Source organism: Lentzea sp. NEAU-D7 (genome assembly GCF_026242055.1).
Taxonomy (GTDB): domain Bacteria; phylum Actinomycetota; class Actinomycetes; order Mycobacteriales; family Pseudonocardiaceae; genus Lentzea.
This window is the reverse complement of sequence record NZ_JAPJDL010000020.1, coordinates 61,434-74,910: the sequence shown is the minus strand read 5'-3', so window position 1 is coordinate 74,910 and position 13,477 is coordinate 61,434. Positions and strand designations below refer to the sequence as shown.

Sequence of the window (13,477 nt, the reverse complement as noted above, 5' to 3'; positions counted from 1 at the left end):
AGTGCGCGAGTTCATCACCGACCTGTTGCACCGCAACGGCGACGAGGTGCCGGTCTTCAGCCATCGCAACACGGTCACGCACGGCCTCCTGCGCGCCGACGTCACCGCTCACGCCCTTCGCTTCGCCGCCGTCGGCATCGGTGACGGCAGCACGGTCGCCGTCCAGGTGCCGCCGAGCTTCAGCCAGCTGGAAGCCGTGCTCGCGTTGTGGAGCCTCGGCGCGCAGGTGATCTCGATCGACCACCGCCTGCGCCCGGCCGAAGCCCACGTCCTGCACGAACTCACACGCCCCGAGTTCCTCGTGCACCCCGGCGGCACTGCCGCTCAGGGCTTCCAGGAGCGGTACGGACTCGTGGCCGAGCGGGTCGACGGCCTCCCCGCTTCTTCGCCGCACCGGCTCGTCCAGTTCAGCTCCGGCTCGACCGGCCGCCCGAAGGTCATCGGCCGCAGCACGTCGTCCCTGGTGGACGAGGTGGCGCGGTTCGAGGCGTCCGCGGGCATGGCGCGCCGCGGCGAACGCCTGCTGCTGCTCAACTCCCCCGCGCACAGCTTCGGTCTGATCGGCGGCCTGCTGCACTCTCTCGCGGCAGGCGTGCACCTCGTGTTCGCCGCAAGCCCGACCGCAGAAGACATGCTCTCCTGCGCACGCACTCACGAGGTCGACTTCGTCACCGGCCTGCCGTTCCACTTCGACCTGCTGGCCTCCTCCCCCGACCGCGACGCGCTGCGCACGGTCCGCGGCGCGTTCGCCGGCGGCGAGATGATGCCGCAGGACGTGGCCGACAGGTTCCTTGCCGCATACGGCTTCCCGGTGGGCGAATGCTTCGGCACCACCGAAACCGGCGCGCTGACCATCGCCGTCTCCGGCACGGTCCGCCCGTCCGTCGGCAAGCCCATGCCGGGCATCACAGCACGAGTGCGCAACGGCCTGGTGGAAGTGGCTCTTCCGGAAACGCCCTACCCGTCCTCGGACGACCCGGCGCGCTTCTCCGGCGGCTGGTTCCGCACCGGCGACCGCGGCGAGTTCACCCCCGACGGCGAACTGCGCCTGCTCGGCCGCGCCGACTCGCTGGTAGTGGTGCGCGGCAACAAGGTCGACCTGACCGAGGTCGAACAGGTCCTGCGTGGACACCCGCAGGTGACCGAGGCCGTAGCCGTGGGCTCCGCGGAAATCCGCGCGTACGTGGGCACGCTGAGCGACACGCTCACCGCACAGGCGTTGTCGGAGTGGTGCACGGAGAGGCTTGCGGAATTCAAGCTGCCCCAGCACATCCACGTCATGGACACGTTACCCAGGACGCCCAGCGGCAAGATCATCCGAAACATGGAGCCGCTCCATGCGTCCTACCTTCAGGCACATTTGGCCGGAAGGAATGGAGAAGAATGACCTGCCGGGCCTAGCTTTCCGAGCATGCCCAAAAGATCGTCCAGTGTGGTGGGCCGGGAATTCGGTGGCACTGTTCGCGCCATCATCGCGAGGACCGGCCTCACCCATCGCAAACTCGCCGAACTCCTCGGCTGGCAGGAAGCCAAGATCTCCGACATGACGCTCGGCAAGGGCGGCGTGACGGAGGCGGACGTCTTGCTGCTGCTCGGCTACTGCCGGGCCACCGTCGAGGAACGCGAACACCTGCTGGCGCTGTTCCACGAGTCGGGCAACGCCTGGCTTCAGATTCCAAAGGACGTTGTGCCGGACCAGGTGCGCACGTTGATCGACCACGAGCAGGACGCTGAGGAGATCATCACCTGGTCGATGATCCTCGTGCCCGGCCTGGTGCAAACGCCGGACTACGGCTACATCGTCACCGAACGTTCGCCCGTGATCGAGGCCGAGGACGTCCCGGCAGTCGCCGCTGCCAGGGCGGCTCGCGCGTCCATTCTCGAACCTGCCAGGAAATTCGTCTTCCTCGTGCACGAACAGGCACTGGAGCTTCCAGTCGGCAGCGTTGAGGTGTGGCGCGAACAACTGGCCCACCTGCTCAGGATGTCGGTGCGAAATTACGTCAGCATCCGGATCGTTCCGCGGTCCGCAGGCGTGCACGCGGGCACCTGCGGTGACTTCTGCCTGATGAAGTTCCCGAAGTATCCGCCGGTCGTTTACGCCGACAGCGTCAACTACTGCCTGTTCTTCGACGACCCCGAGACCATCAAGGTCCACGAGGACATCCTGACGGCTCTCGCGGCCGTCGCTCTGACTGAGGAAGAATCGAGGGCGGTGATCGACAACATCTTGGAGGGCCTCCAATGACCGCCTGGCGCAAGAGCAGCTACAGCGGCAGCAGCAACAACTGCGTCGAGGTAGGCCGCAGAATTGGCATCCGAGACAGCAAGGCGCCGAACACCCACCTCCCGGTCTCCACCGAAGCCTGGTCCGCGTTCCTGCGCTTGACCCGTTTCGCCAGCGCAACGCGGTAACTCTCGGTAACGTCCCCGGCACGCACGTGCAAGGGGGGACCGCATGACCGATCCGAACCAGCTCATCGAGGACTACGAGCAGCGCACCGCCGCCCTGCTCGAACAGGCAGAAGAGGCCAAGTCCCGAATCGCAAGCCTGACCGGCGCCGCCACCAGCACGGACGGCGCCGTGACGGTCAGCGTCAGCGCAGGGGGAGCGCTGCTGAGCCTGTCGTTCGGCACAAAGGCCGACGACATGCCCAAAGACCGCCTAGCTGCTCTCGTGATGTCCACGGCCAAACGCGCCCAGGCCCAAGCCGTGGGCCAGATCACCACCATCATGGCCCCGCTCATCGGCGACAACAGCGAGGCGATGCAGTTCGTCCAGTCCCAGATCCCACCGATCGACGTCCCGGACGAACCCGCACCGCCGGCACCACAGTTCGTCGTGAACGAGGAACAACAGGACGCGGCCGCGTCCCAGCCGCCGCCCGCACCCCGCCCGGCCCGCCGCCCCGCCGAGGACGACGACACCGACTACGACCAGCGCAGCCTCTTCAAGAAGGAAGGTGGCTGGTGATGTCGGGCTTCCACGTCGACCTGGAGATCCTCGACGTCCACCGGCGCGAGCTGCAGGCGCTCATCGGAGGGCTTCCCGACGCCAAAGCGGCGGGAGCCGACAACCTTTGGAACTTCGAGGCGTGGGGTGTCGCGGGCCAGCCCTTCGCGGCTCTCATGAGCAACTGGACCGGAGAGGCGAGCGAGTACGTCGACGCCGTCAAGGAGGCGGGTGACGTGCTGATTCAGCGGTTCGCCGACATGTGCAAGACCTATGCCGACCAGGAGGAAGCCGCGGCGCAGATGTTCGAGAAGCTGCGCAAGGGTCTGGACGGGGAGGAGTCATGAGCGAGCCCGGCCCGAAGAACATCGGTGAGCTCAACCCGCTGAACGCGACCAGGGAACCCGAGACCGACGGGGTCGAGGTCTTCTCCAACTTCGACAGTCCTACCCAGGCCTGGGACGCGGCGGGTATCTTCAGCAGCTCCGCGAACCTGATCTACGACGGCATCAAGGGCGACTGGACCGCCGTCCTGGGTGACGCGGCCGGCTTCGGCATGGACCTGCTCGGCTTCGTGACGAACCCGCTCGGAAGCCTGCTGTCCGCAGGTATTGGCTGGTTGATCGAGCACATCGCGTTCATCAAAGAGGCGCTCGACCTCGTGGCAGGCGACCCCGACGCCGTCAACGCCATCGCCGAGACGTGGACCAACATCGCGAAGCGCATGCAGGAAACCGCGGACAAGTACACGAGCACGCTCAGTGCGCTGTCCGGGACACAGGGCGCCGCGATCGACGGCTACCGCAAGGCCGTGCAGGACTTCTCGAACGTTGTGGCGGGAGGCGCCAGCCACGCCACCTCTGCCGCGCAGGCGATGACCGTCGCCGCGTCCGCGGTGGGTGTGGTTCGGGGTGCGATCCGGGACGCCATCGCGACGTTCGTGTCCAACGCGATCATCAAGTTCGCCGCGGCAACGGCGTTGGCGCCCGTGACGTTCGGTGCGTCGGAGGCTGCGTTCATCGCCGACACAGTCGCGCAGGGCGCGATCACGGCGGGCAAGAACGCGAAGAAGGTCAGCAAGGTCGTCAAGCAGCTCGAAAAGGTGTCCGACGAGGCCAAGAACTCGCGGGACATGCTCAAGGGCACGACCAAGAACCTGAAGAAGACCGTCACGGACTACAACCGCGACGCCGCCGAACACGCCAACAAGGCGCTGCACATGGTGAAGAAGGCCGAAGCCGGCAAGTTGGACGCGGACGACGCCAAGCGGTTGAGGGAACTCGGTGAGCGCGGCGACGACTTGATGGCGGACAAGAAGAAAGCCATTGACTCCCTGATCGGAACCCGTGCCGACAACGTCCGCGACCGCGTGGGCACCGGCGACGAGCGGTTGGACGACGCGGCCGGTGTGCTGGAAAGGGAAGTCACCCCGAAGATCTTCGGACACGAGCTTCCGCCGCTCTCTTTGCCGAACTACCCCAAGATCTTCGGCAACGCGGTCGTCCAGGAGTGGAGCGACCAGACGCACCGCGAAGCGGACGCCGAGGTCAAGCAGGACGAGAAGGACGAGGCCTGGCGCCGGTACTGGGAGGAGCAGCGCCGGAACGCGGGGAGCGCCGAGCCGTTCAAACGCATGGAAGGCGACCTGTGATCGAGGTGTTCGCTCGCAGGACGATCGCGCTGATCCTCATCTTCCTGGCGGCGCTGCTGCCCGTCGTCGCCGCCGCCCGGCTGTCCACGTGGGAGAACGCGCTCGCCGGACGGAAGTCGGTGGAGCCGCTGGGAGTCGACGACGTCGCCGTTGTCGGCACCCTTCTCTGGGGAATCGTCCTGGTGGGCCTCTGGTGGCACCGGCGGCGGGTGACGATGTGGCCGATCTGGTCTCGCTGGGCGTCGCTGACCGGCCTGTTCGTCGCGTTGCTCGTTTGCCTGCAACTCGCGGCCGATCGGGGCAAGCCCGTCGCTCTGGCGATCTGGGCCGGTCTGGCGCTGGTGTGCTGGGCGCTCGGTGAGGTGGTGCGCCTCGTCATGACTCGTCCCGTCACGCCGCGCCTGATCGCCTCGAAGCTGGAGATTCCATTCCCCATCCGAGGACTCAGGGCAAGGCTGTGCGTCAGGGGAGATCGTCTTGTTCTGGACAGCCTCACCTCGCGGCGAAAACGCTCACGCGACGTCGTCGCGGTTCCGTGGCCGACCCTGCGATCGATCGACCTGGTCGAGGTCGAGCAGGAGATGACCTGCACGGTGTTCCTGCACTCCGCGACGAAGGAGGCGAACGCCCGCACGTTCGACGTGAAGCCGGGCCCCGCGCTGCACGTGATCGGCACCGCACGTGAGCTGCTCATCCCTGTGACCGCACAAGTCGGGCAAATGGCGCTGGCGGCGGTCAAGGCGCGGTCGGCGGGCGTCGAACTCGACGAGACACCGCTGACCGTGAAGCACTGGTGCCGCAACTCGGGTGTTCCGTTCTACGACGACGAACAGCCGCGCAGGGGTGCGCTGGCCAGGAGCTACAGCACCGACAAACGCCCCTACGTCCTGGGAGTTGTCGGGACGTTCCTGCTCATGCCGCTCGTCATGCTCTGCGGGACCGTGCTGTCGCTCATCACCGGTTCCGCGTACCTGCAGAAGCAGTTCAAGGTGGTCAACGGCGTGGTCGACCCGGTCTGGGTCGCGACGCTCGGCATCGGCAGCATCGTCTTCCTCTACCTGCTGAACCGCTTCGTGATTCAGGCGTTCCTCGGCGCGATGAAGGTCCAGGACTACATCGAGGCCTTCCCCGAGGCGCCCAGGACCGGGACGGTGCCCGGCTCCGGCAAGAAGCGGAAGAAGCACTGAAGCCGAGATGATCGAGCTGTTCCTGCGCCGGACGGCAGGGCTCGCGTTGCTCGCGTTCACCGCCCTCTTCACCCTGGTCGCAGCCACCCGCCTGGACGCCTGGGAGAACACCCTCGCGGCGCGGAGGTCGATCCAGCCCAACGACCTGGACGACCTGGCGGCTGGGGCGGTGGCGTTCTGGGTGATCGCCGTCGTCGGCCTGGTGTGGCACTGGCGCCGCCTGCCGATGTGGCGGATCTGGTGTCGCTGGGCGGCGTTCCCCGGTGTGTTCATGGGCATCTTCCACAGCATGCAGATCGCCGGTGATCACGATCGGCCGATCGGCTGGGTGATCGCGGTCGGTCTGGTCGTGGTGCCCTGGGCGTTGAGCGAGCTGGTGGTGCTGGTCATGAGCCGCCCGGTCACGCCCGCGCTGATCAGGTCGAAGCTGGAGATCCCGTTTCCCATGAGGGATCTCAAGGCGCGGCTGTGCGTCCGCGAGGACCGGCTGGTGCTCGACAGCCTGGTGTCGCGCCGGAAGCGGTCACGTGACGTGGTCGCGGTGCCGTGGACGGCGATGCGGTCGATCGACCTGGTCGAGGTCGAGCAGGAGATGACCTGCCAGGTGATCATCTACGCCGACGGTGACGTGGGGAGGCCGCGCACGTTCGACGTCACGCCGGGGCCCGCACTGCACGTCATCGGTACCGCCCGGGAACTGCTGGTCCCGGTGACGGAGAAAGTCGGCAGAACAGCGCTCGCGATGGTCCAGGCACGGTCTGCGGGCGTCGAGGTCGCCGAACGTCCGCTGTGGTCCTACCGTCCGCTGAGGAAGCACGAGCTCCGGCCGGCGAACTGGGAGTTCCGGACGGACAGCCGTCCGTACATCCTGCTGCTCGTCGGCGCGTTCCTGCTCATGCCGCTCTACATGCTGACGATGATGACGCTGTCGATCGTCACGGGTTCAGCGGAGCTCCAGAAGGACTGGGGCACTGTCGGCGGACTGGACGAGCAGGAAAAGGTGATCTTCGCCGGCCTCGGGCTCATCGCTGTGGCCTTCCTCTACCTCGCTTACCGGTTCTGCTACAAGGCTTTCCTGGACTTCATGGAAGGCCAGTACTCCATCGAGGCGTTCCCGGAGGCTCCGCCTCTGCCGCCCAAGACCGGGACGGTGCCGGGCTCGGGCAAGAAGCGGAAGAAGCGCTGACCTAAGAGGCGGACTCCGGCCCCCGCGGATGCCGGAACCCGGGGTGGTCCGCAGGCAGCGCCCGCCGCAGCATCCACCCCGACACCAGGATGCAGACGATCTGCAACGGCCAGGACAGGGCGAGCCGCAGAGTGGCCAGCCAGTAGATCTGCGCATCCAGCCACAGTGGAGTGAACACGGCCACACGCAGCGCGTACTGCCCGACCCACGGCCACGAGGCGATGGAGTAGGCGCGCAAAAGGGCAGGATCTCGGCGCCATCGCGCCTTCTGGCCGAGGAGCGTTCCCACCACTACGCCCAGCAACGGCCAGCGCACCGCGATGGAGCCTGCCCAGACCAGTGCCGAGGCCATGTTGGACAGCAGCTGGATGAGGAAGAAGTCCTCCGCACGGCCCGTGTAGAGCGCTACCAGCGATGCCGCCACCACGGCCAGGACCGAGAACACGACCGCACGGGGTTTCTCGCCTCGGACGAAGCGAAAGATGCCGATCGCGACACCGCACAGGACGGCTGCCACGGCGCCGGCGCCGATCGAGTGGTTCCAGATGAGCCAGCCCGCGACGAACGCCAGCGGCGGCAGGGAGGCGTCGAGAGCGCCGCCTCGGCCTCCTAGCAGTGATGCGAGCGACTCGTGGCGCACGTCGGTCATGGTTCCAGGGTGCCTTAGGCGAACCTAACTCAGGTAACGGACCCATATCGGGGATTGACCTCGGTGAACCAGGTCACTACCGTCTGGCGAAATCGTCTGGAAAGTTAACAGACAGGAGCGGACCTAATGCGTGCCGGAAGCCCACGACTGTTGCGGGAGATCAACGACCGCGCAGCCATCGAGGCTTTGCTGCGCAACGGGCCGCTGACCAGGTCGGAGTTGGAAGGCCTGATCGGCCTTTCCAAGCCGGCGACCGCACAGTTGCTCACGCGCCTCGAAGCCGGCGACTCCGTAGTTCGCAACGGACTGCGCGGCGGTGGACGCGGGCCTCGTGCCCAGCTGTGGTCGGTCAACGGGGCGCTTGCGCACATCGCCGCTGTCGATCTCACCCCCGAGACGGTCGACATCGCGATCGCGGACATCTCCGGTGCCGTGCTCACCGAGCACAAGGCTCCGATGCCCGCGAAGCACGGCGTGCTGGAGGCGTTCGTGAGCGCGGTCGGCAAGGCCTGCTGGCAAGCAGGTCTGAGCGCCGACCAGCTGCTGCACGTCGTGGTGGGCTGTCCGGGAGCGGTGAACCCCGCGAACGGCGAGCTCGCCTACGCACCACATCTGCCCGGCTGGAGCGGTTTCGACGTGCCCGGCCGGTTGCGGGAGCAGCTCGCGACGTCGGTGAGCGTCGAGAACGACGTCAACCTCGTCGCGCTGGAGGAGATGGTCGCCGGACGGGCCACCGAGGTGAGCGACTTCGTCGTCATCTGGCCCGCGGACCTCGTCGGTGCCGCCGTCGTCGTCAACGGATCGCTGCTGCGCGGCGCCTCCGGTGGCGCGGGCGAGATCGACGGGCTCATGATCCCGGACCGCGCGGCGGCCGACACCGACACGGACCGCTCCGGTGGCACGTTCGGTGAACTGCTCAGCAACACGTCGATCTGCAAGCTCGCACGCGCTCACGGGCTCACCGCGCGCAACGGCCACAGCGCCGTGCGCAAGGCGCTGGCCGCGGGTCCGGCGGGCCGTGAGTTCATGGCCGATCTCGCCAAGCGCATCGCCACGGGCGTGGCTAGCGTCGTCGCGGTGCTCGACCCGGAACTCATCCTCCTGTCCGGCGACATCGCGCAGGCAGGCGGAACCACGCTGAACGACCTCGTTGCCGCGGAACTGCGGCAACTGGTGGTGCCGCGAACACCGATCCAGCTGGCCCTGGTGACCGGGAAACCAGTGCGCAGCGGCGCACTGCACTCGGCGCTCGCCGTTGCCCGCGAACAGGTGTTCGGCCTCCCGGCAGCCACCACGGCTCCATTCCGCGGCCCAGTGGTCGCCGGGTCCCCACGTTGATCGAGAAGGAGTGCACATGCGCAAGCACACCCGTGCTGCCTTGCTCTGTGTCGCCGCAGCGCTGACCCTCACCGCATGTGCGGCGGGCAAGGGGGGTGGCGCGAGCTCCGACGCCGCGGCTGCTCCTGGCAAGGACGACAAGCTCACCCTCACGGTCTGGAGCAACTACTCCGACCGCGAGTACGAGGAAGTCACGAAGGCCCTCAAGACCTTCAACAAGAAGTTCCCGAACATCGAGATCAAGCACGAGGGCTCGCAGGACGACGACAAGATCACCGCGGGCATCCGTTCGGGCAACACGCCGGACGTCGCGCTGTCGTTCACGACCGACAACATCGGCCAGTTCTGCTCCTCGGGCGCGTTCCAGCCGCTCAAGGCGTACATCGACCGCGACAAGGTCGACCTGAACCAGCTCACCCCCGCCGTGCAGCAGTACACCGAGTACAAGGGCAACCGCTGTGCGATGCCCATGCTCACCGACGTGTACGCCATGTACTACAACAAGGACCTGCTCTCGACGGCCGGCGTCACGACCCCGCCGAAGACGCTGGACGAGCTGTACGACGCGGCCGTGAAGGCGACCAAGAAGGCGCCGAACGGTGACATCGAGGTCGCGGGCTACCTGCCCACGATGGGCTTCTACGCCAACCGCCCGACCATCCTCGCGCCGACGTTCGGCGCGGAGTGGGAGAAGGACGGCAAGTCCGCCCTCGCCAGCTCCCCCGGCTTCACCGAGATGATGACGTTCCAGAAGAAGCTCGTCGACTTCTACGGCTACGACGCGCTGGAGCGGTTCCGCGCGGGTCTCGGCCAGGAGTACTCGGCCGACCACGCGTTCCACCAGGGCAAGATCGCGATCATGGTCGACGGCGAGTACCGCACCGCCTTCCTCAAGGCGCAGGCGCCGCAGATCAAGTTCGGCACGGCCCCGTTCCCGACCTGGAAGCCCGCCGACTACGGCACCGCGTTCACCACGGGCACGATCATGGGCATCCCGAAGGGCGCCAAGAACCCCGGCGCCGCGTGGGAGCTGATCAAGCACCTGACGTTCGACACCGACACGATCGTCGGCCTGTCCAACGCCATCAAGAACGTCCCGAGCACCAAGGCCGCCATGGAGAGCCCGCAGCTCGAGGTGGACGAGCAGTTCAAGACGTTCATCGACCTGGCCAAGAGCGACAAGCTCAAGGGCAACCCGGTCACCCCCATCGGTGACGCCCACATCAAGGCCGTCACCGACTTCTCGGTCTCCTACCAGTCCGGCAAGGTCCCGGACCTGGCGGCAGGCCTCAAGGAAGTCGACAAGAACATCGACGACCAGATCGCCAAGAGCGGCAAGTAGGGACTCGCAAGATGACCGCCACGCTCGGCGCGCGGCCCGCCCCCGGCAAGGGGCGGGCACGTGCCCGCCACCGTCTCGCCGTGCTCGGGTTCATGGCCCCGGCCCTCATCGGCTTCGTCCTGTTCTTCGGTTATCCGCTGGTCGCCACGGTCATCTTCAGCTTCACGAAGTACGACCTGATCAACCCGCCGGAGTTCAACGGGCTCGCCAACTACGAGTTCATGTTCAAAGATCCCTTGCTCACCAAGGCGATCGCGAACACCTTGTGGTTCGTCGTCGTGCTCACGATCGCGCGGACGGTGTTCGCGCTGGGCGTGGCATCGGTCATCGCACGTCTCAAGTCGGGCGTCGGGTTGATCCGGACGCTCTGCTACCTGCCCTCGCTGGCGCCGCCGGTGGCCGCGACACTCGTGTTCTTCATGGTGTTGCGCCCCAACGGCGGCCCGGTGGACAGCGTCCTCGGCTGGTTCGGGGTCGACTCGCCGCTGTGGTTCTCGGACCCGGCGTGGGCCAAGCCCGGCATCACCGCGATCATGCTGTGGATCTCCGGCGACCTGATGATCATCATCCTCGCCGCGATCCTCGACGTGCCGCAGGAGCAGTACGAGGCCGCCGAGCTCGACGGCGCCGGCCCGATCCGGCGCTGGTGGCACGTCACGCTGCCGACGATCTCCCCGGTGCTGCTCTTCGGCATCGTGAACTCGGTGATCCTCGCGTTGCAGCTCTTCACGCAGGCGGTCGTCGCGGGGTCGGCCGGCTCGGGAGCGGCGGACGCGACGGGATCGACCAAGTACCTCGGGTTCCCGGACAACTCGACGCTGACGTTCCCGGTCTACCTGTACACGCAGGGCTTCCGCTACTTCGACATGGGCTACGCGGCCGCGATGGCCACCGTCCTGTTCGTCATCTCGTTCGCCGTGACCATCGTGCTGGTCCAGCGGATGCGCAAGAACTCCACGGCTGAGGAAGGGGGTCCGGGAGCATGACCGCCACGCTGACCAAACCACCGGTCGACGTCTCCGCGGAACCGGAGCAGCCGCGCAGGAAGCGCAACGTCGCCGGTTTCCTGAACTGGGTCGCGACGCACGCGATCGGCCTCGCGCTCGGCCTGATGTTCGCCACGCCCGTCGTGTTCGTCTTCCTCACCGCGGTGATGTCGGACAACCAGGCGTTCACGTCGAACCTCTGGCCCACCGAATGGCACTGGGAGAACTTCGTCGAGGTCTTCGACAAGGCCCCGCTCTTCCAGTACCTGGTCAACAGCCTCACGTACTCGCTGCTCGCGACGCTGGGCATGCTGATCTCGTCGATCCCCGCCGCCTACGCGCTCGCGAAGCTGAAGTGGCGCGGCCGGAACGTGGCTTTCATCCTCGTCATCGGCGCGATGATGCTGCCTCCGCAGGTCGTCGCCGTGCCGCTGTACGACACGTGGTCCTCGCTGGGCCTCACGGGCACGCTGATCCCGTTGATCGCGCCGTACTTCCTGTTCGACGCGTTCAGCATCTTCCTGCTGCGCCAGTTCATGCTGACCATCCCGCAGTCCTACGTGGACGCCGCACGGGTGGACGGCTGCTCGGAGTTCCAGGCGCTGGTGCGGATCATCGTGCCGATGGCGAAGCCCGGCATCGCGGCCACCGCGCTGTTCTGCTTCCTCTTCACCTGGAACGACTACTTCGGCCCGCTGCTCTACACCGGCGAGGTCAAGGACCAGTGGACGTTGTCGCTGGCGCTGGCGACGTTCAAGGGCATGCACATCGTCCAGTGGAACTCCTCGATGGCGGTGACGTTCCTGACGATGATCCCCGCCGTCGTCCTCTTCGTCTTCGCCCAGAAGTCGTTCGTCAAGGGAATCACGTTCACGGGGGTCAAAGGATGAAACTCACCGTCGTCGGTGGCGGGTCCACCTACACACCGGAGCTGATCGACGGCATCGCCGGCCGTCGCACCAGCCTGGCGGTGGACGAGATCGTCCTGGTGGACCCGGACGAGCACCGCCTCTCGCTGATCGGCCCGTTCAGCCAACGGCTGCTGGAGCACGCGGGCCACTCGGCGAAGGTGCGCACCACCACGTCGCTCGAAGAAGGCATCGAGGGCGCGTCCGCTGTTCTGCTGCAGCTGCGCGTCGGCGGGCAGAAGGCGCGTGCCTCGGACGAGACGTTCCCGCTGACCTGCGGGTGCGTCGGCCAGGAGACCACCGGCGCGGGAGGCCTCGCCAAGGCCCTGCGGACCGTGCCGGTGGTCCTGGACATCGCCGACAAGGTGCGCCGCATCGCCGGTCCCGACACGTGGATCGTGAACTTCACGAACCCGGTCGGCATCGTGACGCGGGCCCTCCTGCAGGAGGGCCACAAGGCCATCGGCCTGTGCAACGTGGCGATCACGTTCCAGCGCTGGACGTCCGCGCTGCTCGGCGTCGATCCGTCCACTGTGGAGCTGGAGCACGTCGGCCTGAACCACCTGACGTGGGAACGCGGCGTGTACGTCGACGGCGTCGACCGCCTGCCGGAGCTCCTCGCCGACCACGTCGAGGGCCTGGCGGAGCACATCGGCATCGACGGCGGCCTGATGCGGCGCCTGAACATGGTGCCCTCGTACTACCTGAACTACTTCTACAACCACGACGCCGTCGTGAAGAAGCAGCTCTCCGAACCGCCGCGCGCCGAGGTCGTGGCGGCGGTCGAGAAGGAACTGCTCGACATCTACGGCGACCCGTCGGTCGTGACGAAGCCGGAGCAGCTGTCGCAGCGCGGCGGCGCGTACTACTCCGAGGCGGCCGTGCAGCTGGTGCACGCGCTGACCGGCGGCGAAGGCGCTGAGAAGCACGTCGTGAACGTGCAGAACAACGGCTCGCTGCCCTTCCTGCCCGACGACGCCGTGATCGAGGTGTCATCCACAGTGGACGCGAACGGCGGCAAGGCGCTGCCGGTGCGTCCGGTGGAACCGTCCATCTCCGGCCTGATCTCGCACGTCACCGCGTACGAGTACCTGGCACTGGAAGCGGCCAGGCACGGTGGCCGCGACCGAGTGGCGAACGCGCTGCTCGCGCACCCGCTGATCGGCCAGCACGCCATCGCGGACCAGCTGGCCGACGAGCTGATCGCGCAGAACCGCGACCTGCTGCCGTGGGTGAAGGGAAACTGACAACGTTGGCTTCCTTTCCCTCTTCAACGA

14 protein-coding genes are annotated in these 13,477 nt (G+C 67.0%); 13 read left to right on the top strand and 1 reads right to left on the bottom strand.

The window, feature by feature from the left end; genetic code table 11:
* Position 1: 1 nt before the first annotated feature.
* Genes ORI60_RS33115 through ORI60_RS33080 form a run of 8 tightly spaced genes read left to right on the top strand, consistent with a single transcriptional unit; the run spans position 2 to position 6,977 of the window.
* The gene (locus ORI60_RS33115; protein ID WP_266041935.1) at positions 2-1,387 is read left to right on the top strand and encodes a class I adenylate-forming enzyme family protein; all 1,386 of its coding nucleotides are present in this window, start codon (positions 2-4) and stop codon (positions 1,385-1,387) included.
* A 24-nt stretch (positions 1,388-1,411) separates the two neighbouring features.
* Positions 1,412-2,248: a helix-turn-helix domain-containing protein gene (locus ORI60_RS33110; protein WP_266041934.1), complete on the top strand. Its 837-nt coding sequence runs from the start codon at positions 1,412-1,414 to the stop codon at positions 2,246-2,248.
* A complete protein-coding gene (locus ORI60_RS33105; RefSeq protein WP_266041933.1) occupies positions 2,245-2,415 on the top strand; it encodes a DUF397 domain-containing protein in 171 nt (56 codons plus the stop codon). The genes ORI60_RS33110 and ORI60_RS33105 overlap by 4 nt, the downstream gene beginning before the upstream one ends.
* Positions 2,416-2,458: 43 nt before the next feature.
* A complete protein-coding gene (locus ORI60_RS33100; protein WP_266041932.1) occupies positions 2,459-2,974 on the top strand; it encodes a YbaB/EbfC family nucleoid-associated protein in 516 nt (171 codons plus the stop codon).
* The gene (locus ORI60_RS33095) at positions 2,974-3,300 is read left to right on the top strand and encodes a hypothetical protein (RefSeq protein WP_266041931.1); all 327 of its coding nucleotides are present in this window, start codon (positions 2,974-2,976) and stop codon (positions 3,298-3,300) included. The genes ORI60_RS33100 and ORI60_RS33095 overlap by 1 nt, the downstream gene beginning before the upstream one ends.
* Positions 3,297-4,604, top strand: coding sequence for a hypothetical protein (locus ORI60_RS33090; protein ID WP_266041930.1), 1,308 nt, complete (start codon positions 3,297-3,299; stop codon positions 4,602-4,604). The genes ORI60_RS33095 and ORI60_RS33090 overlap by 4 nt, the downstream gene beginning before the upstream one ends.
* Positions 4,601-5,791, top strand: coding sequence for a hypothetical protein (locus ORI60_RS33085; protein WP_266041929.1), 1,191 nt, complete (start codon positions 4,601-4,603; stop codon positions 5,789-5,791). The genes ORI60_RS33090 and ORI60_RS33085 overlap by 4 nt, the downstream gene beginning before the upstream one ends.
* Positions 5,792-5,798: 7 nt before the next feature.
* Positions 5,799-6,977 (top strand): hypothetical protein, encoded by a 1,179-nt coding sequence (locus tag ORI60_RS33080; RefSeq protein WP_266041928.1) that lies wholly within the window; start codon positions 5,799-5,801, stop codon positions 6,975-6,977.
* A 1-nt stretch (position 6,978) separates the two neighbouring features.
* Here ORI60_RS33080 and ORI60_RS33075 read toward each other — a convergent pair whose 3' ends face one another.
* Complete coding sequence (locus ORI60_RS33075; protein ID WP_266041927.1) at positions 6,979-7,626, bottom strand: DUF3159 domain-containing protein; 648 nt, start codon at positions 7,624-7,626, stop codon at positions 6,979-6,981.
* A 126-nt stretch (positions 7,627-7,752) separates the two neighbouring features.
* Between ORI60_RS33075 and ORI60_RS33070 the strand changes: the two genes are divergently transcribed.
* The 5 genes from ORI60_RS33070 to ORI60_RS33050 are packed head-to-tail and all read left to right on the top strand — an operon-like array spanning position 7,753 to position 13,447.
* Positions 7,753-8,964, top strand: a complete 1,212-nt coding sequence (locus ORI60_RS33070) for an ROK family protein (RefSeq protein WP_266041926.1) — start codon at positions 7,753-7,755, stop codon at positions 8,962-8,964.
* 16 nt (positions 8,965-8,980) lie between these two features.
* On the top strand, positions 8,981-10,306 hold the full coding sequence (locus tag ORI60_RS33065) for an ABC transporter substrate-binding protein (RefSeq protein WP_266041925.1): 1,326 nt from the start codon (positions 8,981-8,983) through the stop codon (positions 10,304-10,306).
* 11 nt (positions 10,307-10,317) lie between these two features.
* Complete coding sequence (locus tag ORI60_RS33060; RefSeq protein ID WP_266041924.1) at positions 10,318-11,292, top strand: carbohydrate ABC transporter permease; 975 nt, start codon at positions 10,318-10,320, stop codon at positions 11,290-11,292.
* The gene (locus ORI60_RS33055) at positions 11,289-12,182 is read left to right on the top strand and encodes a carbohydrate ABC transporter permease (protein WP_266041923.1); all 894 of its coding nucleotides are present in this window, start codon (positions 11,289-11,291) and stop codon (positions 12,180-12,182) included. Before ORI60_RS33060 ends, ORI60_RS33055 begins: the two co-directional genes overlap by 4 nt.
* Positions 12,179-13,447, top strand: coding sequence for a 6-phospho-beta-glucosidase (locus ORI60_RS33050; RefSeq protein ID WP_266041922.1), 1,269 nt, complete (start codon positions 12,179-12,181; stop codon positions 13,445-13,447). The genes ORI60_RS33055 and ORI60_RS33050 overlap by 4 nt, the downstream gene beginning before the upstream one ends.
* Positions 13,448-13,477 lie beyond the last annotated feature (30 nt).

Excerpts from the sequence above, each read along its gene's own strand:
- ORI60_RS33080 (WP_266041928.1), top strand. The coding sequence starts at position 5,799 with ATGATCGAGCTGTTCCTGCGCCGGACGGCAGGGCTCGCGTTGCTCGCG.
- ORI60_RS33105 (WP_266041933.1), top strand. The coding sequence starts at position 2,245 with ATGACCGCCTGGCGCAAGAGCAGCTACAGCGGCAGCAGCAACAACTGC.
- ORI60_RS33110 (WP_266041934.1), top strand. The coding sequence starts at position 1,412 with ATGCCCAAAAGATCGTCCAGTGTGGTGGGCCGGGAATTCGGTGGCACT.
- ORI60_RS33070 (WP_266041926.1), top strand. The coding sequence starts at position 7,753 with ATGCGTGCCGGAAGCCCACGACTGTTGCGGGAGATCAACGACCGCGCA.
- ORI60_RS33100 (WP_266041932.1), top strand. The coding sequence starts at position 2,459 with ATGACCGATCCGAACCAGCTCATCGAGGACTACGAGCAGCGCACCGCC.
- ORI60_RS33065 (WP_266041925.1), top strand. The coding sequence starts at position 8,981 with ATGCGCAAGCACACCCGTGCTGCCTTGCTCTGTGTCGCCGCAGCGCTG.
- ORI60_RS33095 (WP_266041931.1), top strand. The coding sequence starts at position 2,974 with ATGTCGGGCTTCCACGTCGACCTGGAGATCCTCGACGTCCACCGGCGC.
- ORI60_RS33090 (WP_266041930.1), top strand. The coding sequence starts at position 3,297 with ATGAGCGAGCCCGGCCCGAAGAACATCGGTGAGCTCAACCCGCTGAAC.
- ORI60_RS33050 (WP_266041922.1), top strand. The coding sequence starts at position 12,179 with ATGAAACTCACCGTCGTCGGTGGCGGGTCCACCTACACACCGGAGCTG.
- ORI60_RS33060 (WP_266041924.1), top strand. The coding sequence starts at position 10,318 with ATGACCGCCACGCTCGGCGCGCGGCCCGCCCCCGGCAAGGGGCGGGCA.
- ORI60_RS33075 (WP_266041927.1), bottom strand. The coding sequence starts at position 7,626 with ATGACCGACGTGCGCCACGAGTCGCTCGCATCACTGCTAGGAGGCCGA.
- ORI60_RS33055 (WP_266041923.1), top strand. The coding sequence starts at position 11,289 with ATGACCGCCACGCTGACCAAACCACCGGTCGACGTCTCCGCGGAACCG.